Here is a 19,954-nt window from a genome sequence, read left to right as displayed (position 1 = left end):
CCATGACCACCACGACGCGAAGCGAAGCATCAATCTCCCAACTGTGGTTGAGCTGGGTCGTCCATCGGATGTCCCAGATCATGACGGCGATCAAGCCGGTGCATCGCGCCAGCGAGATCGCGGCTGTGGCGGCGGCAAGCAACAATCCCTCGGGGGCCTGACATCATGCAGACCGTTCAGACGGCGAAGACCACGCCGCTACAATTGGCACTTGCCTGGAGCTTCGCGGGCATCCCCCTGCTCGCGGGCGTGATCCAGACCCTGCTCAACGCCATGAAGCTGTTTCAGTAGGCAAGCGGCGATGCTCCCTGCGAACAAGCGCACAACGCTCCTCGGGAGCGCGCGACAGCTGATCGCTGACGAAGGCCTTACCGTCTCCATGCTGGCCGCGGTGATCGCCGCTGCGGTTCTCGCCTTCGGCTTCGGCGCGACCGCGGACGTCATTATCGCCATGCTGGCGATCGGCGCAGTGACGGCCGTCGCCGAGACCCGACTGCACAGGCGCGGGTAGCTGGGTAGACCGGCCGTCAACGGCGCTTGCGCGCGCTGCGCGGCGGCGGTTCCGTCACGCGCCTCGTCTGCTCGGCGGCGAGGTCGCGCATGATCGCGATCGCGCCCTGCACGTGATCGTCCGGCTGGTCGACCGAATAGACGACATAGGCCGGCATCGAGAATTTTGGCGCGCCCTCGACCAGGTGCAGTCGCCGCGCCCTCAGCAGCGGCTCGACGATCCGCTGCGCGAAGTAGCCGGAGCCGCCGTTGGCCAGCACGTGCTGAAGCCCGAGCCAGCCGATATTGGCTGATAGCGCTGGCCCCGCGAAATTCGGAAAGACGGCGCTGTGGCGGGCGTAGAATTCCGGCCCCCAATCGACATAGACGTAGCCGTCCTGCGGCTCCGGATCGCTCTTCGGGTTGGTCGAGACCAGCACGAGCTGCTCCTCGATCAGCAATTCGACCTTGAGGCCCGGACGGCTTTGCGGCGTGTACATCACGCCGATGTCGATGCGGCCTTCGACCAGCCCCTGCATCAGCTCCGGCTCGAGCGCGCTCTCGGCGCGGATGGAGATCTGCGGGTTGGCCTCCTGCATGCGCGGCACCCAGAGCAGCAGAAACTCTTCCCACAGGCCGATGCGGCCGCCGACCACGAGCGCGCCGCTAAATCCCCTGGGAATGCCGACGTCGTGCCGGGCCTGCTCGACGGTGCGAACAAGCGTCGAGGCGTGACGCTGAAACTGACGTCCGGCCGCCGTCAGCGCAGCGCCAGCCTTGTTGCGCACGAACAGCGTGCAGCCGAGCAGCTCTTCGAGACTGTGGATCCGCGTGCTGACGGTGGACTGGCTGACATGCAACCGCTCGGCGGCCGTGATGAAATTTCCGGTCGCAACCACCGTCAGGAATGTACGCGCGAGCTCGGTATCCACGGGCGCCCCTCACATCGACATTATCGATATGAAAGGCGCTTGCATGAAAGATGTCAAACCAACCGATTGGCCTATTCCGCCGGCTCGGCAAAGATCGCCGTTTTCGGCACTGCCGCATCCGTCCTGGCGCCGGGAAAGATCCGCTTGACCAGCACGAACAGCGCGGGAACGAAGAAGATGCCCAGCACGGTCGCCGCGATCATGCCGCCGGCCACGCCAATGCCGACCGCGTTCTGGCTGGCGGAGCCCGCCCCTGTCGCCACCGCCAGCGGCATCACGCCGAGGATGAAGGCGAGCGAAGTCATCAAGATCGGGCGGAGACGTTGCCGCGCCGCGTGCAGCGTGGCCTCGACGAGGCTGCGGCCGGCCGCGATCTGCTCCAGCGCGAACTCGACGATCAGGATCGCGTTCTTCGAGGCGAGACCGATCGTGGTGAGCAGGCCGACCTGGAAATAGACGTCGTTGGCCTGGCTGAACAGCGTCGCTCCGAGCAGTGCGCCGAGCACGCCGATGGGCACCGTCAGCATCACCGCGAACGGAACCGACCAGCTCTCATAGAGCGCCGCAAGGCTGAGGAAGACGATCAGGAGCGAGATCGAATAGAGGTACAGCGTCTGGCTGCCGGTGAGCCGCTCCTGGAACGACAATCCGGTCCATTCGTGCCCGTAGCCCTTGGGCAGCTTGGCCATCTGCTCTTCCACGGCCTGCATCGCGATACCCGAGCTGATGCCCTGCCCGGCCTGTCCCTGGAGCTCGACGGCCGCGACGCCGTTGTAGCGCTCCAGCCGCGGCGAACCATAACTCCAGCGATTGGTGGCCAGCGCCGAGAACGGCACCATGGAGCCGGCGGTATTGCGGACGTACCAGCGGCCGATGTCGCTGGTATCCATGCGGAACGGCGCATCGCTCTGGACATAGACCTGCTTGACGCGGCCACGGTCGATGAAGTCGTTGACATAGGCCCCGCCCCAGGCCGCCGACAGCGTGGTGTTGAGATCGCTCAGGTTGACGCCGAGCGCGGTGGCCTTGGCCTGATCGACGTCGAGGTTGAATTGCGGCGTATCGTCCTGGCCGTTCGGCCGCGCCTGCGCCACGCGCCTATCCGCCGCGAGCTGGCCGAGCAGTTGGTTGCGCGCCTGGATCAGCGCCTCGTGACCGTTGCCGCCGGTGTCCTGGAGATAGAGATCGAAGCCGCCGGCATTGCCGAAGCCGGGGATCGAGGGCGGCAACACCGCGAACACCATCGCGTCGCGGATTTTTGAAAAGGCGCCCATGGCGCGGCCGACCACGGCCTGCGCCGAGGTCGCAGGGCTCTTGCGCTCGTCGAACGGTTTCAGGCTGACGAAGGCAAGGCCAACGTTCTGCCCCTGGCCGGCAAAGCTGAAACCGCTGACAGCGAACACGCCTTCCACCGCATCCTTTTCGTTGTCGAGATATTGGTGCTCGACCTGCTTGATGACCTCGAGCGTGCGCACCGAGGTGGCGCCGACCGGAAGCTGGATCAGGGTCATGATCGTGCCCTGGTCCTCTTCGGGCAGGAACGAGCTCGGCAGCCGCTGGAACAGGACGACCATGCAGGCGACGATCGCCGCGAAGGCGATCATCAAGCCCGCAACCCGCTTGATCGCAACCGCAGCGCCGCGCTGGTAGCCATCGGCCATGCGATCAAAGCCGCGGTTGAACAGCCCGAAGAAGCCGCCCTGGGTGCCATGATGCTTCGGCGGCTTCAGGATCGTGGCACATAAGGCCGGGGTCAGGACGAGCGCCACCAGCACCGAGAGCAGCATCGCCGTGACGATGGTCAGCGCGAACTGCCGGTAGATGATGCCGACGGAGCCGTTGAAGAAGGCCATGGGGATGAACACGGCCGAGAGCACGACGCCGATCCCGACCAGAGCGCCGGTGATCTCGCGCATGGACTTTTCGGTCGCCTCGCGCGGGGACAGATGCTCCTCGGCCATGACGCGCTCGACGTTCTCGACCACGACGATGGCGTCGTCGACCAGCAGGCCGATCGCCAGCACCATCGCGAACATCGTCAGCGTGTTGATCGAATAGCCGGCAAGCGAAAGCACGCCGAACGTCCCGAGCAGCACCACCGGTACCGCGATGGTCGGAATGATGGTGGCGCGCCAGCTCTGGAGGAACACGAACATCACGACGAAGACGAGAGCAATCGCCTCGAACAGCGTGTGGATCACCTTCTCGATCGACAGTTTGACGAACGGCGTGGTGTCGTAGGGATAGATGACGCGCAGCCCCTCCGGCATGGTGGCACTGAGCTGGGCAATGCGCGTCTTCACGGCTTCGGAGGTTGCAACCGCGTTGGCGCCGGTTGCAAGGCTGATGCCCATGCCTGAAGCCGGCTTGCCGTTGTAGCGCGCAGTGGAATCGTAGGACTTCGACCCGAGCTCGACGCGCGCGACGTCGCCGATGCGCACCGCCTGGCCCGATGATGCCGTGCGCAGGATGATGTCCTTGAACTGGTCGACGGTCTGAAGGCGACTCTGCGAGGTGATGGTCGCGTTGAGCTGCTGGCCGCCGACGGACGGCAGGCCGCCGAGCTGGCCGGCCGTCACTTGCGTGTTCTGGGCCTGGATCGCCGCGGTCACATCGCCCGGCATCAGATTGTATTTGGCGAGCCTGTCCGGATCGAGCCAGATCCGCATCGCGTATTCGGAGCCGAACAGCTGCACCTGGCCGACGCCGGCAACGCGGCTGATCGGGTCGTTGATCGAGGACGCCACGTAATCGGCGATATCGCTGGCGGTGAGCCGGCCGTCCTCGGACACGAAGCCGAGCACCATCAGGAAGCTCGACGACGACTTCACGACCTTGATGCCCTGCTGCTGCACTACCTGCGGCAGCAGCGGGGTGGCGAGCTGGAGCTTGTTCTGCACCTGCACCTGGGCGATGTCGGCGTCGGCCTCGTTGGTGAATGTCAGCGAGATCTGCACGACGCCGGTCGAGGTGCTGGACGACGACATGTACTGGAGATAGTCGAGACCGGTCATGTTCTGCTCGATGACCTTGGTCACCGAGTTCTCCGCCGTTTCGGCGTTGGCGCCGGGATAGGTCGCCGTGATCGTGACCACGGTCGGCGCGATCTGCGGATATTGCGCGATCGGCAGCCGCATGATCGCGAGCACGCCGCCCAGCATGATCAGGATGGCGATGACCCAGGCGAAGATCGGCCGCTTAATGAAGAAGTGCGACATGATGATTACTGCTCGGTCGTCGTGGCCGCGGGCCGCGCATCGGCCTGCCGCGTCGGATTCACTGTCAGGCCGGTTGCCGGATCGACCGCGACCTCGACGGTCTTAACGGACGCGCCGGGGCGGGCCTTCTGCGTTCCCTCGACGACGAGACGATCACCCGGCTTGGCGCCGGAACGAACCAGCCAGTTGCCGTCGATCTCCTCGCCGAGATCCAGCGTCCGCTGCTCGATCCTGCCATCCTTGTCGACGAACATCGCCACCGCCTGCCCCAGCGGATTACGCGAGACCGCCCGCTGCGGCACCAGGATCGCGGCCGGATCGACGCCGGCGACGACGCGGGCGCGGACGTACATGCCGGGCAGCAGCGCGCGCTCGGGATTGGCGAAGATCGCGCGCGAGCTCACCGAGCCGGTGCTCTCGTTGACGCTCGTATCGGTGAAACCGTATTTGCCCTTGTGACCGTAGGCCCTGCCGCTCTCCATCAGGAGCTCGACCTGCACGCCTTCGGCCGGCCGCTTGAGCTTTCCGCTCGCGATCTGGCTGCGCAGGCGCTCCATCTCGGATGTCGATTGGTCGAGATCGACGTAGACAGGATCGAGCTGCTGGATCGTCGTCATCGCGGTCGCCTGGCTGGCGGTGACGAGTGCGCCCGGCGTGATCGTCGACTTCCCAATGCGGCCCGAGATCGACGCGGCGACCTTGGTGCGGTCCAGCGCGATCGCAGCGGTGTCGCGGTTGGCCTGCGCCGCGCTCACATCGGCCTCGCCCTGCTTGTAGGCGGCGACCGCATCGTCGACGTCCTGCTGGCTGGCCGCGTTGGTCTGGAACAGCTGAGTTTTGCGCGCGGCTTTCAGCTTGACGCTGACGAGCGTTGCCTCCGCCCTCTGCACGGCGGCCTCGGCGCTGGCCAGCGCCGCCTTGTACTGAATGGGATCGATCTCATAGAGCTGGTCGCCCTCCTTGACCTCGGCACCTTCGACGAAGTCGCGCTTGAGGAGAATGCCGGTGACCTGCGGCCGCACCTCGGAAACCTGATAGGCGACGACGCGGCCCGGCAGGACCGTCGAGACCTTCGCCTGCTGGGGCTTCAACGTGACGACGCCGACTTCCGGCGCCGCCTGTTGCGCGACCGGCGCCTGGCTCTGCTCGCCGCAGGCTGCGAGCGACAGCAGGGCAAGCAAGGGAACGGCGCGGACGATCGGGAGAGGCATGATTGACGATCCATGAGATGGCGTTGCCGACCTCAGGGCGGGATCATGGCAACGGAAACAATTGGAAACTCTCTGGTTTCCATTAGGAAACTTGGTAGTTTCCATCCCTGAAGTCAAGTGCTAGGCTGCCCTCACATTTCCGTTCAAGCAGTCGTGAAGCGGCTCAACATCGGCGGCAGGTCTTGCATGGCGAAAACATCGGAGAAGCGCACCCGCACCGGCGACAACCGTCCCCCGGAGCGGAGCGTCGATATTCCCGCTCCCGACGCGAGGATGTTGCACCTGCTGACGGCGGCGAAGGACACCTTCACCAGCAAGGGCTTTGCGGCGACGACGATGGACGACATCGCCGGCGCTGCCGGAATGTCGAAGAAGACGCTCTACAAATTGTTCGAGAGCAAGACCGAGCTATTCCGCGCCATGCTGCTGCGCAGCCTGCCCGAAGTTCATTTTGCGGACGCTCCGCTTGAAGGACCGCCGGCGACCCGGTTACGACACTCGCTCCGGAAGATTGCCGACGTGGCGCTGGCGCCGAGCGAAATCGCGCTGCATCGCCTGATCATTGGCGAGCGCCAGGCTTCACCTGGCCTCGGCCGCATGTTCGCGGAAGTTATCCTCGATACTGGCACGGACGGTGTCGCCGAACTGCTTAGGACGGTTCGCCTGGAGCCTCGTCTCGAGAACCTGCCGCTGCGCCTTGTCGCCGAAATGCTGCTCGGAATGGTATTCAGCCATGATCATTTCCGCCTGCTGACCGACGACGGATTCCGGCTCAACCGCCGGGCGCTGGACCGGCGGATCGATCTTGCGATTGCGATGTTCTGCGCGGCTGAAGATCACACGAGATAATCGGAAACACCGTCCCACAAGAGCTTCAGCGCCGTGACTACCAGCAATCCGTGACAGGCGCGATAGATCTGTTGCCGGTCGAGCCTGCCATGCAACCGCCAGCCGAGCCAGACGCCGGTGGGAATGGCCAGGAGGCAGGCCGCCATCACGATCCAGACATGGCCCGCCGGCCGCACCAACAGCAGCCACGGCACCGCCTTGGTCGCATTGCCGACAGTGAAGAACAGGCTCGTCGTTCCCGCATAGACCTCCTTGCTGAGGCCGAGCGGTAGCAGATACATCGCCAGCGGCGGCCCGCCGGAATGCGCGACCATCGTCGTCACGCCCGAGGCAAGACCGGCAGCGACCGCCTTCGGTGCCGAACGCGGGCGAACGACCACCTTCGGATCGCTCACCAACCACAAGCCAACGAAGATCAGCGTGACGACCGCCATCACGATCGCAACCGCTCGATGGTCCAGCACGCGAAACAGGAGATAACCGAGGCCGATGCCGACCACGAGCCCGGGCAATAGCAGGACGATGTCCGGCTTCGACCAGGTCGAAGGCTTCCAGTAGCGTAGCGCGAACAGATCCATCGCAATGAACAGTGGCGCGAGCAGTCCGCCAGCGGTCACCGGGTCCATCACAAACGACAGGAGCGGAATGCCGATGATCGAGAAGCCGCCGCCGAACGCGCCCTTCATGAAGCAGATCAGGAAGACGCCGGTGAACGCGACGAGGATTGTGGTGGCCGTCAACTCCATCTGCGCTTCTCAAGGTCCGTTACGCTGTGCGAACAGCACCATCAGTCCGCCTGCGACCTCGGGGGCCGACCGTCCTCATTCCGGAAAAACAGGCCGGGCAGCACAGAGGGCAGTCCAAAGGTCAATCCGAGGAACGCGAGAAACAGATCGAGATAACTCACGGGCATTGTCGTCGCTCCATTGCCACCGAGCGCTCCCGGTGCAATTTGCTCTTTGCCCGGAATATGATCCGACTTATTTGTCGGTACAATCAGAACATTGTACTCGGTGCAATAATGACCGAGGCTCCGAACCATGTGCTTTGGGGTATGTTCCCTCGTCACGTCGGACGGCAGCCCGCCCGCCACGCGGCGTAGCGGTATGTCGGCGCTGAGCAAGGTCGCGGTTTCGCTGCTGCGGCACGCGTCTTGCGACCACGGCCCCGCGCAAGCGTGATTGCTCGGCCCGGTGGTCGAGCTCGCAGCTAATCTGCGAGCGGGAGCTGCGGTGCTAGCAGCCCAGCTTGTCGGCGATCCCGCCGAAGTCCCTGGCGACGATATCCCACTTACCCGTCGCCTCGAAATCGACCTTCTGCAACGGCCCGTATTCCGTCGGCCGCGCCACGAACGCGGTCTTCAGCCCGTTCTTCTGTGCGGCGGCGAGATCGCCGTTGTGGGCGGCGACCATCATCACCTGTTCCGGCTTGAGGCAAAGCAGGCGCGCGGCGCCGAGATAGGTTTCGGCATCGGGCTTGTAGTGCTCGAACAACTCGGCTGACATGACGAGATCCCACGGCAGGCCTGCAAACTTCGCCATGTTGGTGAGCAGCGCGACGTTGCCGTTCGACAGCGGCGAGATCACGAATTTCGTCTTCAGCCGCGTCAGGCCCGCGACGCTGTCGGGCCAGGGATTGAGGCGATGCCAGCCCTTGGTGAGGTGATCGAGATCGGCCTCGGTGAGGCCCTTGATCGCAAACTGCGCGACCAGCTTTTCCAACGAGCGGCGGTGCAGATCGTCGAGCATGACATAGCCGCGCTCGGGATGTTGGCGCACGTCGTCCATCGAGGCCATGTACATGCCGCGCCAGCCGTCAACCAAGGCGGTCCAGTCGGCGCTGATGCCGCGGCCCTTCCCCCACCACATGAAGTCGGTGATCAGGCTGGTGCGCCAGTCCACGACCGTGCCGAACACGTCGAAGACCAGGGCTTTGACGGCGGTGAGATCGGACATGAGCGCTTCCCTCTGATTGTTCTTGTTGTCATTCCGGGGCAACGGGACCGCGCGAGGCGCGGCCCTGAGAACGCCGGAATCCAGAAGTTGTGGCGCGAGATTCCGGGTTCGACGCTTCGCGTCGCCCCGGAATGACGGCGGGCGTCAGTCCAGGTGGAACTTCGCCAGTTCGCGGTGCTCGGCCTTGATGTAGCGCACGGTGCCGGTGACGGAGCGCATCACGACCGTCTCGGTCTCGATCACGCCGTCCTTACGGAACTTGACGCCAGACAGCAGCGAGCCGGTGGTGACGCCGGTGGCGGCGAACAGGCAGTCGCCGCGCGCCATGTCCTCGATGCCGTAGATCATCTTGGGATCGTTGACGCCCATCTTGGCGGCGCGCTCGCGCTTCTCGTCGGAATCGAGGATGAGGCGGCACTGCATCTGGCCACCGATGCAGCGCAGCGCCACGGCCGCGAGCACGCCTTCCGGCGCGCCGCCGGTGCCGAGATACATGTCGACGCCGGTATTGTCGGGATCGGCGCAGTGGATCACGCCGGCGACGTCGCCGTCGGTGATGAGGCGGACGGCCGCGCCGGTCGAGCGGACGCTCGAGATGATGTCGGCATGGCGCGGACGATCGAGCACGAGAACCGTGATGCCGTCGGGATTGACACCCTTGGCCTTGGCGAGGCGGCGGACGTTGTCAGCCGGCGATGCATCGAGATCGACCACGCCCTTGTCGTAGCCGGGACCGATCGCGAGCTTCTGCATGTAGACGTCGGGTGCGTGCAGCAGCGTGCCGCCGTCGGCCATCGCCATGGTGGCGATCGAGCCCGGCATGTTCTTGGCGCACAGCGTCGTGCCTTCCAGCGGATCGACCGCGATATCGACTTGCGGGCCTGCCTTGAGACCGACCTGCTCGCCGATATACAGCATCGGCGCCTCGTCGCGCTCGCCCTCGCCGATCACGATGGTGCCCTGGATCGGCAGCTTGTTGAGCTCGCGCCGCATCGCGTCCACGGCGGCCTGGTCGGCCGCCTTCTCGTTGCCGTGTCCGCGAAGCCGCGCCGACGACACTGCCGCCCGTTCCGTCACCCGCACGATCTCCAGCGTGAGAATGCGCTCGAGCAAGTGGTGCGGGGGGACTTCAATATGGGTCGACATCGGCTAACTCCTTCGAAACGTTTGGGACGGAAATCTCCGCCCACATCAACTCGTAACACCCACAGTTCGTTCGAACCGTGTCAGTTCTTCTCAATTCTGATGACCTGCGGCCGTCCGCTGATCACCTTGTCCTTCTGGACGGCGGCCAGTGCGCGGCGCACGGCGTCCTCATGCGTCGCATAGGTGATCAGGATGACGGGCACGGGCACCGCCTTGCCATCGGTCGGCGCAGCGCCGCCGTTCGGATGGCGCTGCACGATCGATTCGATCGAAATCTTCTGTTCCGCGAGCCGGGTCGCGATCGCCGCCGCAGTGCCCGGGAAATCGCGCGCCAAGAGGCGGATGTAGTAGCCGCCCTCGTGCCGCTCCATCGGCGCCTTCTTGGTGTCGCGCAGATGCGAGATCGGCCGGCCGAACGGATTGGCGCGGATGCCGCGCGCGACGTCGGCGATGTCGGCGACGACGGCGGACGCGGTCGCAGCACCGCCGGCCCCGGGCCCGACCAGCGTGATCGCCGGAATGCCCTCGCCGTCGATCGTGACCGCATTGGTGACCCCCATCACCTGCGCGATCGAAGAGGATTTCGGCACCATGGTCGGATGCACGCGCTGCTCGATGCCCTTGGCTGTGCGAACCGCAACACCAAGCAGCTTGAGCCGGTAACCGAGATCGTCGGCTGCGCGGAGATCTTCCGGCGCGATGGATGAGATGCCTTCGACATACACCGCGCTTTGAGCAACTTTCGTGCCGAAGGCGAGGCTGGCGAGGATCGCCAGCTTCTGCGCGGTGTCATGGCCGTCGACGTCGAAGGACGGGTTGGCCTCGGCATAGCCGAGCCGCTGCGCATCCTTGAGGCATTCGGCGAAGGACAGGCCTTCCTGCTCCATCCGGGTCAGGATGTAATTGCAGGTGCCGTTGAGGATGCCGTAGACGCGGTTGATGCCGGTTCCGGCAAGACCCTCGCGCAGCGTTTTGATGACGGGGATCGCGGCACCGACGGCTGCCTCGAAATTCAGCGCGCCGCCGTGCTTTTCAGCGGCCTTGGCAAGCTTCAGGCCGTGCTTGGCGAGCAGCGCCTTGTTGGCGGTGACGACCGACTTGCCTGTATTCAGCGCCGCCTCGACGGCGGAGAGCGCGGGATCGCCGGCGCCGCCCATCAGCTCGACGAAGCAGTCGATGCCGGGATGCGTGGCCAGTGCCATCGGATCCTTGGCCCATTCGACGCCGCGCAGATCGACGCCGCGCTTCTTCGCCTTCGAGCGCGCGGTGACGGCGACGACGCGAATGCCGCGGCCACTGCGGCCCGAGAGCACGCGGGCCTGGGTCTCGATCAAACGGACAACTTCGGCGCCCACGGTGCCGAGCCCCGCTATGCCCACTTTCAGGGGTGCAACCATGATGCTTTAGAAAACCTGCAGAAGAGAATTAGCGCCGATTGGCGAGCGGAACGACGTTGTGCAACGTTTCGATGCCGCTTTCAAGGAAGCGGCGCACGCCGCGCGCGGCTTGCCTGATCCGTTGCTCGTTTTCCACCATGGCGATGCGGACATATCCTTCACCATGCTCGCCGAAGCCGACGCCGGGCGAGACCGCGACGCCGGATTTCTCCACCATCAGGGTTGCGAACTGCATGCTGCCGACGCTGCGGAAGGCCTCCGGCAGCGGCACCCAGGCGAACATCGAGGCTTCCGGCGGCGGGATCTCCCAGCCGGCGCGGCCGAATGACTCCACCAGCGCGTCGCGGCGCTTGCGGTAGGTGTCGCGCATTTCCTTGATGCAATCGTCGGGGCCGTTCAGCGCGGCGGTCGCGGCGACCTGCACCGGCGTGAAGGCACCGTAGTCGAGGTAGGATTTGACGCGGGCGAGCGCCGCGATCACGCGGTCGTTGCCGACCGCAAAGCCCATGCGCCAGCCGGCCATCGAATAGGTCTTCGACATCGAGGTGAACTCGACGGTGACGTCGATCGCGCCGGGCACCTGGAGCACCGACGGCGGCGGGTTGTTCTCGTCGAAATAGACCTCGGCATAGGCGAGATCGGACAGGATCAGGATCTCGTGCTTCTTCGCGAACGCGACCAGGTCCTTGTAGAAGTCGAGGCTCGCGACATAGGCAGTCGGGTTCGAGGGGTAGCAGACCACGAGCGCGAGCGGCTTCGGGATCGAATGCACGATCGCCCGCTCCACCGCCTCGAAGAATTGCGGCGTCGGCTCCGAGGGCACCGAGCGGATCACGCCGCCTGCCATCAGGAAGCCGAAGGCGTGAATCGGATAGCTCGGGTTTGGGCAGAGGATGACGTCGCCGGGCGCGGTGATCGCCTGCGCCACATTGGCAAACCCCTCCTTCGAACCGAGCGTCGCCACGACCTGGGTGTCGGGGTTGAGCTTCACGCCGAAGCGGCGGGCGTAATAGGCGGCCTGGGCCCGGCGCAGCCCGGGGATGCCGCGGGAGGCCGAGTAGCGGTCGGTGCGCGGCTTGCCCAGCGTCTCCTTCAGCTTCTCCAGCACATGGGCCGGCGCCGGCAGGTCCGGATTGCCCATGCCGAGGTCGATGATGTCGGCACCGGCATTCCGCGCGGCCGCCTTGGCCCGGTTGACCTGCTCGAACACGTAAGGCGGAAGGCGGCGGATGCGGTAAAAATCTTCCATGGCTCTCTGGGCTCCGGGCAACCGGTCAGGACAGAATCGAAAGGCGATGACGCCTATTTCAAAGGCGACCGCCCCTTGCGCGAAAATCACTCAAAATCAACTACTTGGAGCGACTTTCAGCGACAAGGGCTGAACACCTTCGCCCTGACTCTCGGCTGAACTGAGGTCTTTTTAGCACGGAGTGGCGGGGGCGCCAGCGATTACCTTGCACCGCGCTATTTCGCGTCCTTGGCGGCGACGGCCTGACGGTCGCGTGCGGCGGCGAGCTCCGCCTCGATCTTGGCGCGCTGGTCCGGCGGGATGACCGCCTGATCGCGATCCGGCGGGAGGTCGTGCACCGGGAGGTAGGTCCCAGGCTCCCTGGGATGCGCTTGCGCATCGGCGGGTGTCATATCTGCGAGCTGGCTCGAGCAGCCGCCGAGGGCAAGCGCCGCCATCAGCAGCGCGCCGCAGATCGGCAGCGACTTTTGCAGGTCCCTGAACGCCAACACTTGGGAAATCCCCTACTCGTCCCAAAGCAAGCTGCCGGAGACTAACCCGACAACCTGCCCAAGCTCAAACCATTGCTGCCCACAAATGGTACGAGCGAGAAAACATCCAAGGCCCACGACCGGAGAGGTGCACCTCGATTGTGACAAAACCAAGAAACTTTGTCGCAGTGCAGCACATGTTGGAGCTTGTTTAACGCCAAACATGCGAGCTTCGCGGTGACGAATACGGAATGAATCGTTACTGTTCTGCTCATGAGTACCGCCACGACCGACACGCCCAAACCCGAGACGAAGTTCGATGCGGAAGCCTTCGCGATGAATGTCGCGCGGGCGATGGAGAGCGGCGGCAAGGCGCTCGCCGCGTACCTAAAGCCACGCGAGAGCGGCGAGGTGCAGGATCGCCCGCCGGCCGAGCTCACGGAAGTGGTCAAGACCTTCACCTCGGTCGCCGAATACTGGCTGTCGGATACGTCCCGCTCGTCCGATCTGCAGACCAAGCTCGCCAAGGATTATCTGGACCTCTGGGGCTCGGCTGCGCGCCGCATGGCCGGCCAGGACGCCGCGCCCGCGATCGCGCCCTCGCCGCGCGACAAGCGCTTTGCCGATCCAGAGTGGAAGTCGAACCAGTTCTTCGATTTCATGATGCAGCTCTATCTGCTCACGACCAAATGGGCGCAGGAGCTAGTGCGCGACGCCGACGGGCTCGACCCGCAGACCCGCCGCAAGGCGGAGTTCTACGTCCAGCAGGTCACCAACGCGATCTCGCCGTCGAACTTCGTCCTGACCAATCCGGAAGTGCTGCGCGAGACGGTGGCAAGCAGCGGTGAAAATCTCGCGCGCGGACTGAAGATGCTGGCCGAGGACATCGCCGCCGGCAAGGGCATGCTGAAGATCCGCCAGTCCAATCCGGACAATCTCGTCGTCGGCGTCAACATGGCGACGACGCCGGGCAAGGTGATCTACCAGAACGAGATGATGCAGCTGATCCAGTATTCGCCGACCACGGAGAACGTGCTGCGCACGCCGCTCCTGATCGTGCCGCCCTGGATCAACAAGTTCTACATCCTCGATCTCAAACCGGAGAAGTCCTACGTCAAGTGGTGCGTCGACCAGGGCATCACCGTGTTCGTGATCTCATGGGTCAATCCCGACAAGCGGCGCGGCAACAAGAGCTGGGAAGACTACATGAAGGAAGGCCCGCTCACGGCGATGGACGTGATCGAGAAGGTCACCGGCGAGATGAAGGTGCACACCGCCGGCTATTGCGTCGGCGGCACGATGCTCGCCACCACGCTGGCTTGGCTCGCCGAGAAGCGCCGCCAGCGCGTCTCGTCGGCGACGTTCTTCGCGGCACAGGTCGACTTCACCCACGCCGGCGATCTGCTGGTGTTCGTCGACGAGGAGCAGATCGCGGCCCTCGAGCAGGACATGAAGGCCGCCGGCGTGCTCGAAGGCTCCAAGATGGCGATGGCCTTCAACATGCTGCGCTCCAACGATCTGATCTGGTCCTACGTCGTCAGCAACTATCTGAAGGGCCAGCAGCCAAGCGCGTTCGACCTCTTGCACTGGAATTCGGACGCGACGCGCATGACCGCGTCGAACCATTCCTATTATTTGCGCAACTGCTACCTGGAGAACCGGCTCTCCACCGGCACGATGGTGCTCGACAACACCCTGCTCGACCTCTCCAAGGTCAAGGTGCCCGTCTACAACCTCGCCACCCGCGAGGACCACATCGCGCCGGCGGAATCGGTGCTCTACGGCTCGCAGTTCTTCGGCGGCCCGGTGAAATACGTGCTGTCAGGCTCGGGCCACATCGCCGGCGTCGTCAATCCGCCCGCCTCGAACAAATACCAGTACTGGACCAACGACAACGTCAAGGACGTCAACGTCGCCGAGTGGATGAAGGGCGCGGTGGAGCACAAGGGCTCGTGGTGGCCGGACTGGCGCGAATGGCTGGGCGGGCTCGATCCCGAGGAAGTCCCGGCGCGCGCGGTCGGAAGCGAAGCCCTGCCGCCCCTCGAGGACGCCCCCGGCAGCTATGTCAGGGTTCGCGCATAGCGGAATCTGCGACGCTTGTATAAGCTCGCTTTCAACGCAGCGACGACAGAGGGGACCGGGTTATGACGCGTGAATTGTTCTGGCTGACCTTGACGGTGATCCTGACCGGAATTCTCTGGATCCCCTACACCATCAACCGCTGCCAGGTTCGCGGTCTCAGCGGCGCGTTGGCCAATCCCTCGCGCGCCGACAAGCCGCAAGCCGAATGGGCGAACCGCCTGATGTTCGCGCATGACAACGCGGTCGAGAACCTCGTGCTGTTCGCGCCACTGGTGCTGATCCTGAACGCGATCGACTATTCCTCCAAATGGACCGTGCTCGCCTGCGCCGTCTATTTCTGGTCGCGTGTCGCGCACCTGATCGTCTACGCCCTCGGGATCCCGGTTTTCCGCACGCTGGCCTTCACCGTCGGCTTCCTCGCGCAGGCCGTGCTGGCGCTGGCGATCTTCAAGGTGTTCTGAGCACGCGCGCGCAACGCTCGGCAATGCGTAGCGAATCCAGTCGGGACTTCGTCCAGTTTCACGACCTCAGCGCGGACACGATCCAGTCCATCGTTGACCGCGCGCAGGTGCTCGCGGCTGCGTGGAATAGCCGCGCCATGCCCCAGAGCCTGACCGGCAGGCGTGTGGCGCTCATCGCCGACGACGGTGGATGGCGGAACACGACGGCCTTCGATCTCGGCGTGAGGGCGATGGGAGGCATCTGCGTTCAGCCTCCGATCAGGTTCAATATCCACGAAACGACAGCTGATCTGGCCGGATATCTCGACAACTGGTTCGACATCCTGGTCGTCCGCACCCGGGACCTGTCGACCCTGCGCGAGCTTGCGTCGAGCGCCAGGGCTCCCGTCGTCAATGCCAGGACGCGATCGAACCACCCTTGCGAAACGCTCGGCGATCTCGCTTATGTCGCGAGCAAGAGAGCCGGGCTCGACGGCCTGAAAGTGGTCGGCGTGTCGCCTGCCGCGAACATCCTGAGGTCATGGGTCGAAGCCTCGGTCTCGCTGCCGCTCAAAGTAACGCAGATCTATCCGGAGGACTGGCATCTCAAGGACATCGCGAGCCCGAACTTCACGGCGAGCACCAGCCTGCATGCCCTGTTCGATGCGGATGTGATCATCACGGATTGCTGGCCTGATGACGCCCGCGCGGATCAACTCCTTGACTACCAGCTATCGGCATCGCTCCTCGACAGATGCCGTCCCGACGTCATTTTCCTGCCCTGCCCGCCCGTGACCAGAGGTCAGGAGGTCAGCGCCGATGCGATGTCGCATCGCGCCTGCAGCAGCACGGTGGCGAAGGCCTATCTGCTCCACGCGCAAAACGCGCTGTTGGAATGGGTCGCCGCGTAGCCGGTCGTGGTCAAGGTGGCCGGAGATCAGGCCTTGCGCACGGTGAGATGCAGCATGTTCGCCGGGGTCGCGTCAAAGCTCTGGATCACGTTGGTATCCGACGTCAGCGTGATCCAGGGACCCGCACTGGCGTAGGTCGTTTCGAGCCACTCGGGCGAGGCATAATTGTAATAACGGCCGAGACTGTCCCGGCCGTCGTCCTCGCCCATCTTGTAACTGGCGTAGAACACGCCTGACGGCCTGAGCGCGCGATGAATCCGCGCGAGGATGCCGGCGAGCTCGTCGCGCGGCAAGTGCAGCAGGCAGGCGCTTGCCCAGACGCCGTCATAGGCCTCGTGCGCATCAAGCTCATCGAACCGCATCGCCTCGACGGGATGGCCGAGCCGTCGCGACGCGATCTCGGCCATTTCAGGCGAGCCGTCGGTCGCATGCACCGAAAACCCTTCGGCCAGCATCACCGCCGAATGATTGCCCGCACCACAGCCGAGCTCGAGGATCGCGCCGCCCGATGGCAGCAGGGCGAGGAAGCCGCGCAGCCGCGTCGAGGGCGCCTTGGCCCAGCCGGCATAGGCTTCGGCGTTCTGCCGGTAGAATTTCAGCGTGGTCTCATCCATGGCGGACTCGCGTCGGCACTCTTCTGCCGTGTCCCGGCTTCGCAGCGCACCGCCATGAAGCGCTGCGCTGCGTCCGGGGCATTGACGTTCCCTACTCCTCCGGCAAACCCAGCATCAGCCGCATGTTCTGCACGGCCGCGCCGGATGCGCCCTTACCGAGATTGTCGAGCCGCGCGACCAGCACCGCCTGGTGATATTTGTCGTTGGCGAAGACGTAGAGCTCGAGCATGTTGGTCTCGTTGAGCGCTTCCGGTTCGATCCGGCCGCCCTTTGACGCTTCGTTCTGAAGTGGCATCACCGAAACATATTTCGAGCCCACGTAGCGCTTGGCCAACGCGGCTTGCAAATCCGCCCCACTCGGCTTGCCCGGCAGCGTGTCGAGCTGGAGCGGCACCGAGACCAGCATGCCCTGCCGGTAATTGCCGACCGACGGGATGAAGATCGGCCGCCGCGTCAGGTTCGAATAGAGCTGCATCTCCGGCAGATGTTTGTGCTCGAAGCCAAGGCCATAGAGCTCGAAGGACGGCGCGCTGCCGTCTTCGAAGCTTGCGATCATCGACTTGCCGCCGCCGGAATAGCCGCTGACCGCGTTGACGCTGATGGGATAATCAGGCGGCAACAGGCCGGCATCGACGATCGGCCGCAGCAGCGCGATGCCGCCGGTCGGATAGCAGCCGGGATTGGAGACCTTCTTTGCGGCCTTGATCTTGCCGGCCTGGTCCGGTGCCAGCTCCGCAAAACCATAGGTCCAATCAGGCGCAACCCGGTAGGCGGTCGAGGCGTCCAGCACCTTCGGACCCGATGGGCCCATGCTGTCGATCAGCGCCACCGTTTCCTTGGCGGCATCGTCGGGCAGGCAGAGGATGACGAGGTCCACCTCCTCCATCAGCGCCTTCTTGGCCGCGGGATCCTTGCGCTTGTCGTCGGCAATCGTCTTCACGACGACGTCGTTCTGCAGCTTCAGCCGCTCGTTGATGCCGAGCCCGGTGGTGCCGGAGCCACCGTCAACGAAGACAGTGGCGGGCTTCTTGGCCGCGCCGGTGGTCGGGGCCTGTTTGGTGTTGACGATACTGGTTTCAGAAAGACTCATCGCACGCTCCTTTCGAGCTTGTTCGTGTCGGCGCCTCGCTTATGGAAACAGCGCGATCTGCTCCAGCCCCGCGGTTTCAGGAAATCCGAACATCAGGTTCATGTTCTGGATCGCCTGACCGGCCGAGCCCTTCACCAGATTGTCGAGCGTCGAAAGCACGATCGCCCGATCCTTGATGCGGTCGGCGACGACGCCGATCTGAACATAGTTGGAGCCGCGCACGTTCTGCGTCTGCGGCAGCACGCCCTTTTTTGCGACATGCACGAACGGCTCGCTGGCGTATGCATTCTGCAGCGCCGCCCGCAGATCGTCGGGCGTTGCACCGTTGAGCTTGACGTAGGAGGTGCAGAACTCGCCCCGCGCCATCGGAATCAAATGCGGCGTGAAATTCACCGTCACCGCCGAGCCCGCAGCGAGGCTGATTTCCTGCTCGATTTCAGGCGCGTGCCGGTGAGTGCCGACCGAATAGGGCGACAGCCCCTCGCCCGCTTCGCTAAACAGCGTGTTCTGCTTCAGCCCGCGGCCGGCGCCGGTCAGGCCCGATTTCGCATCAATGATGATGTCATCCACGTCGATCAGCTTGGCCTTCGCCAGCGGAACCAGCGCCAGCAACGCCGCGGTCGGATAACAGCCGGGACAGGCGACCAGCCGGGCGGACGTGATCTTCTCCCGGTAGAATTCGGTCAACCCATAGACAGCCTCGCCTTGCAGTTCGAGCGCGCGATGCTCATGGCCGTACCACTGCGCATAGGTGTCCTTGTTGCGCAGCCGGAAATCCGCGGACATGTCGAGGATCTTGATCTTCGGATTGGCCTTGAGCACGGCCGCGATGATCTCCTGCGTGGTGCCGTGCGGCAGCCCGCAGAGCACCGCGTCGAGCTTGGTCCAGTCGACCTTTTCCCACTCCACGAGTTTTGGCAGGTCGAGCATGAAGAAGTGCGGAAATACCTCGCTCATGGCCTTGCCCGCATGGGTGTTGGCGGTGAGCGCCGTGATCTCGGCATTCGGATGCCGCGCCAGCAGGCGCACCGCGTCGGCTCCGGTGTAGCCGGACGCGCCAAGAATGCCGATCTTCTTCTTCATGCTCATCACACGCCCCCTTCAGGCGTAATCGCTTGCTGTGCTTGTACCGTGTCTGTTGCGAAGGCCAACGGTCTCGCTTCGCGCATCAGGCCTGCGATCGTGCGCGAGTCCGCATCCGCCTGCGAGCCCAGCGCACTCGCGATCGCGGCAAAATCGGCGTCGGACTTGTGCTGGTTGAGCTTGAAGCTGCCTTCGACCTCCTCAACCGTCATGACCAGACCCACGATCGCCTTCTTCATGGTCTCGAGCCGTCCGGCCGTCATCTTCGCGGACGTCCACGGCTTCTTCGGCAGCAACCAGTTCTCGAACTTGTCGCTGAGCGTGTCGATCTGCACCGCCAGCTCGTGGTCCGACAGAAACCGCACCGGCCCGCTCAGATGCACCGACTGGTAGAGCCAGGTCGGCACCTGATCCGGCGAGACGTACCAGTCCGGCGATACATAGGCATCGGGGCCGTTGACCGCGAGCAGCCAGGACGCCGAGCCATCCGCCAGCTTTAGCAGCGGATTGTGACGGGCGACATGAAAGGCCGCCTGCGGCGTGCCGTCAGCGGCGTAGGTCAGGTAGAACGGCAGCAGCGAGGCGACCGGCTTGTGGCCGTCGAAGGCGCACATCGTACCGAAGCCGCGCTCTTCTGCGAATTTCAGGCTCGCGGCGCGGTCCTGCTTGAAAAAGGGTGGCGTGTACATCGTGGTCTCCTGCTGGGCCTCCTTGGGGGCCGCCGGATCAGATCGCGCTGACAGGAGAAAGAATGCCGCGGATCGGATCCAGCGGCAAAGACGATGATCTCAAACGCGATCGACCGCCCAAACCGCTAA

At 64.4% G+C, this 19,954-nt stretch carries 20 protein-coding genes; 7 read left to right on the top strand and 13 right to left on the bottom strand.

The annotated features are described in order from the left end of the window. Window positions 1–2: 2 nt before the first annotated feature. From NLM15_RS21330 to NLM15_RS21325, 3 genes are read left to right on the top strand one after another with little or no spacing between them, the layout of a single operon-like run. Window positions 3–161: a hypothetical protein gene (locus tag NLM15_RS21330; RefSeq protein ID WP_254119122.1), complete on the top strand. Its 159-nt coding sequence runs from the start codon at window positions 3–5 to the stop codon at window positions 159–161. Between the two features lie 4 nt (window positions 162–165). Next, window positions 166–291, top strand: coding sequence for a hypothetical protein (locus tag NLM15_RS43525; RefSeq protein WP_256565475.1), 126 nt, complete (start codon window positions 166–168; stop codon window positions 289–291). 10 nt (window positions 292–301) lie between these two features. Next, window positions 302–511, top strand: a complete 210-nt coding sequence (locus NLM15_RS21325; RefSeq protein ID WP_254119120.1) for a hypothetical protein — start codon at window positions 302–304, stop codon at window positions 509–511. A 16-nt stretch (window positions 512–527) separates the two neighbouring features. Here the strand turns inward: NLM15_RS21325 and NLM15_RS21320 are convergent, their stop codons facing one another. The 3 genes from NLM15_RS21320 to NLM15_RS21310 form a co-directional block, all read right to left on the bottom strand. Next, complete coding sequence (locus NLM15_RS21320) at window positions 528–1,421, bottom strand: LysR family transcriptional regulator (RefSeq protein WP_254119118.1); 894 nt, start codon at window positions 1,419–1,421, stop codon at window positions 528–530. A gap of 71 nt (window positions 1,422–1,492) precedes the next feature. Then, window positions 1,493–4,639, bottom strand: coding sequence for an efflux RND transporter permease subunit (locus NLM15_RS21315; RefSeq protein WP_254119116.1), 3,147 nt, complete (start codon window positions 4,637–4,639; stop codon window positions 1,493–1,495). A 5-nt stretch (window positions 4,640–4,644) separates the two neighbouring features. Continuing rightward, window positions 4,645–5,850, bottom strand: coding sequence for an efflux RND transporter periplasmic adaptor subunit (locus tag NLM15_RS21310; protein ID WP_254119114.1), 1,206 nt, complete (start codon window positions 5,848–5,850; stop codon window positions 4,645–4,647). A gap of 186 nt (window positions 5,851–6,036) precedes the next feature. On the opposite strand from NLM15_RS21310, the gene NLM15_RS21305 reads away from it, so the two are divergent. Further along, on the top strand, window positions 6,037–6,699 hold the full coding sequence (locus NLM15_RS21305) for a TetR/AcrR family transcriptional regulator (RefSeq protein WP_254119112.1): 663 nt from the start codon (window positions 6,037–6,039) through the stop codon (window positions 6,697–6,699). Here NLM15_RS21305 and NLM15_RS21300 read toward each other — a convergent pair. The 6 genes from NLM15_RS21300 to NLM15_RS21275 form a co-directional block, all read right to left on the bottom strand. After that, window positions 6,687–7,445 (bottom strand): sulfite exporter TauE/SafE family protein, encoded by a 759-nt coding sequence (locus NLM15_RS21300; protein ID WP_254119110.1) that lies wholly within the window; start codon window positions 7,443–7,445, stop codon window positions 6,687–6,689. The two genes, NLM15_RS21305 and NLM15_RS21300, sit on opposite strands and share 13 nt — an antisense overlap. Window positions 7,446–7,934: 489 nt before the next feature. Next, complete coding sequence (locus NLM15_RS21295; protein ID WP_254119108.1) at window positions 7,935–8,654, bottom strand: haloacid dehalogenase type II; 720 nt, start codon at window positions 8,652–8,654, stop codon at window positions 7,935–7,937. Window positions 8,655–8,798: 144 nt separating this feature from the next. Next, complete coding sequence (gene glpX, locus NLM15_RS21290; RefSeq protein ID WP_254119107.1) at window positions 8,799–9,800, bottom strand: class II fructose-bisphosphatase; 1,002 nt, start codon at window positions 9,798–9,800, stop codon at window positions 8,799–8,801. Between the two features lie 80 nt (window positions 9,801–9,880). Then, window positions 9,881–11,197: a homoserine dehydrogenase gene (locus NLM15_RS21285; RefSeq protein WP_254119105.1), complete on the bottom strand. Its 1,317-nt coding sequence runs from the start codon at window positions 11,195–11,197 to the stop codon at window positions 9,881–9,883. A gap of 28 nt (window positions 11,198–11,225) precedes the next feature. Beyond that, window positions 11,226–12,446, bottom strand: a complete 1,221-nt coding sequence (locus NLM15_RS21280; protein ID WP_254119103.1) for an LL-diaminopimelate aminotransferase — start codon at window positions 12,444–12,446, stop codon at window positions 11,226–11,228. Window positions 12,447–12,661: 215 nt separating this feature from the next. After that, the gene (locus NLM15_RS21275; protein WP_254119102.1) at window positions 12,662–12,937 is read right to left on the bottom strand and encodes a hypothetical protein; all 276 of its coding nucleotides are present in this window, start codon (window positions 12,935–12,937) and stop codon (window positions 12,662–12,664) included. A gap of 252 nt (window positions 12,938–13,189) precedes the next feature. Between NLM15_RS21275 and NLM15_RS21270 the strand changes: the two genes are divergently transcribed. The 3 genes from NLM15_RS21270 to NLM15_RS21260 all read left to right on the top strand — a co-directional run bounded on the left by NLM15_RS21270 (window position 13,190) and on the right by NLM15_RS21260 (window position 16,349). Continuing rightward, complete coding sequence (locus tag NLM15_RS21270; protein ID WP_254119100.1) at window positions 13,190–14,998, top strand: alpha/beta hydrolase; 1,809 nt, start codon at window positions 13,190–13,192, stop codon at window positions 14,996–14,998. Between the two features lie 62 nt (window positions 14,999–15,060). Beyond that, window positions 15,061–15,459: an MAPEG family protein gene (locus tag NLM15_RS21265; RefSeq protein WP_028153058.1), complete on the top strand. Its 399-nt coding sequence runs from the start codon at window positions 15,061–15,063 to the stop codon at window positions 15,457–15,459. 23 nt (window positions 15,460–15,482) lie between these two features. Continuing rightward, complete coding sequence (locus NLM15_RS21260; protein ID WP_254119099.1) at window positions 15,483–16,349, top strand: ornithine carbamoyltransferase; 867 nt, start codon at window positions 15,483–15,485, stop codon at window positions 16,347–16,349. 26 nt (window positions 16,350–16,375) lie between these two features. Here NLM15_RS21260 and NLM15_RS21255 read toward each other — a convergent pair whose 3' ends face one another. From NLM15_RS21255 to NLM15_RS21240, 4 genes are all read right to left on the bottom strand, one after another. After that, the gene (locus tag NLM15_RS21255; protein WP_254119097.1) at window positions 16,376–16,963 is read right to left on the bottom strand and encodes a bifunctional 2-polyprenyl-6-hydroxyphenol methylase/3-demethylubiquinol 3-O-methyltransferase UbiG; all 588 of its coding nucleotides are present in this window, start codon (window positions 16,961–16,963) and stop codon (window positions 16,376–16,378) included. 91 nt (window positions 16,964–17,054) lie between these two features. After that, entirely contained in the window at window positions 17,055–18,053 is a 999-nt protein-coding gene (argC, locus tag NLM15_RS21250; protein ID WP_254119095.1) for an N-acetyl-gamma-glutamyl-phosphate reductase, read from the bottom strand. Window positions 18,054–18,092: 39 nt separating this feature from the next. Beyond that, a complete protein-coding gene (gene argC / locus NLM15_RS21245) occupies window positions 18,093–19,142 on the bottom strand; it encodes an N-acetyl-gamma-glutamyl-phosphate reductase (RefSeq protein WP_254119093.1) in 1,050 nt (349 codons plus the stop codon). Next, window positions 19,142–19,825 (bottom strand): FMN-binding negative transcriptional regulator, encoded by a 684-nt coding sequence (locus NLM15_RS21240; protein WP_254119091.1) that lies wholly within the window; start codon window positions 19,823–19,825, stop codon window positions 19,142–19,144. Before NLM15_RS21240 ends, argC (NLM15_RS21245) begins: the two co-directional genes overlap by 1 nt. Window positions 19,826–19,954 lie beyond the last annotated feature (129 nt).

This window comes from Bradyrhizobium sp. CCGB20 (assembly GCF_024199855.1).
Classification (GTDB): domain Bacteria; phylum Pseudomonadota; class Alphaproteobacteria; order Rhizobiales; family Xanthobacteraceae; genus Bradyrhizobium.
Note: the sequence above shows the minus strand (reverse complement) of the source record. Positions and strands in the feature narration are given on the sequence as shown.

Bases quoted from the DNA above. Each gene is read 5' to 3' on its own strand.
- NLM15_RS21330 (WP_254119122.1), top strand. From the start codon at position 3: ATGACCACCACGACGCGAAGCGAAGCATCAATCTCCCAACTGTGGTTG.
- NLM15_RS43525 (WP_256565475.1), top strand. From the start codon at position 166: ATGCAGACCGTTCAGACGGCGAAGACCACGCCGCTACAATTGGCACTT.
- NLM15_RS21325 (WP_254119120.1), top strand. From the start codon at position 302: ATGCTCCCTGCGAACAAGCGCACAACGCTCCTCGGGAGCGCGCGACAG.
- NLM15_RS21315 (WP_254119116.1), bottom strand. From the start codon at position 4,639: ATGTCGCACTTCTTCATTAAGCGGCCGATCTTCGCCTGGGTCATCGCC.
- NLM15_RS21310 (WP_254119114.1), bottom strand. From the start codon at position 5,850: ATGCCTCTCCCGATCGTCCGCGCCGTTCCCTTGCTTGCCCTGCTGTCG.
- NLM15_RS21305 (WP_254119112.1), top strand. From the start codon at position 6,037: ATGGCGAAAACATCGGAGAAGCGCACCCGCACCGGCGACAACCGTCCC.
- NLM15_RS21300 (WP_254119110.1), bottom strand. From the start codon at position 7,445: ATGGAGTTGACGGCCACCACAATCCTCGTCGCGTTCACCGGCGTCTTC.
- NLM15_RS21295 (WP_254119108.1), bottom strand. From the start codon at position 8,654: ATGTCCGATCTCACCGCCGTCAAAGCCCTGGTCTTCGACGTGTTCGGC.
- glpX (WP_254119107.1), bottom strand. From the start codon at position 9,800: ATGTCGACCCATATTGAAGTCCCCCCGCACCACTTGCTCGAGCGCATT.
- NLM15_RS21285 (WP_254119105.1), bottom strand. From the start codon at position 11,197: ATGGTTGCACCCCTGAAAGTGGGCATAGCGGGGCTCGGCACCGTGGGC.
- NLM15_RS21280 (WP_254119103.1), bottom strand. From the start codon at position 12,446: ATGGAAGATTTTTACCGCATCCGCCGCCTTCCGCCTTACGTGTTCGAG.
- NLM15_RS21270 (WP_254119100.1), top strand. From the start codon at position 13,190: ATGAGTACCGCCACGACCGACACGCCCAAACCCGAGACGAAGTTCGAT.
- NLM15_RS21265 (WP_028153058.1), top strand. From the start codon at position 15,061: ATGACGCGTGAATTGTTCTGGCTGACCTTGACGGTGATCCTGACCGGA.
- NLM15_RS21260 (WP_254119099.1), top strand. From the start codon at position 15,483: ATGCGTAGCGAATCCAGTCGGGACTTCGTCCAGTTTCACGACCTCAGC.
- NLM15_RS21255 (WP_254119097.1), bottom strand. From the start codon at position 16,963: ATGGATGAGACCACGCTGAAATTCTACCGGCAGAACGCCGAAGCCTAT.
- argC (WP_254119095.1), bottom strand. From the start codon at position 18,053: ATGAGTCTTTCTGAAACCAGTATCGTCAACACCAAACAGGCCCCGACC.
- argC (WP_254119093.1), bottom strand. From the start codon at position 19,142: ATGAGCATGAAGAAGAAGATCGGCATTCTTGGCGCGTCCGGCTACACC.
- NLM15_RS21240 (WP_254119091.1), bottom strand. From the start codon at position 19,825: ATGTACACGCCACCCTTTTTCAAGCAGGACCGCGCCGCGAGCCTGAAA.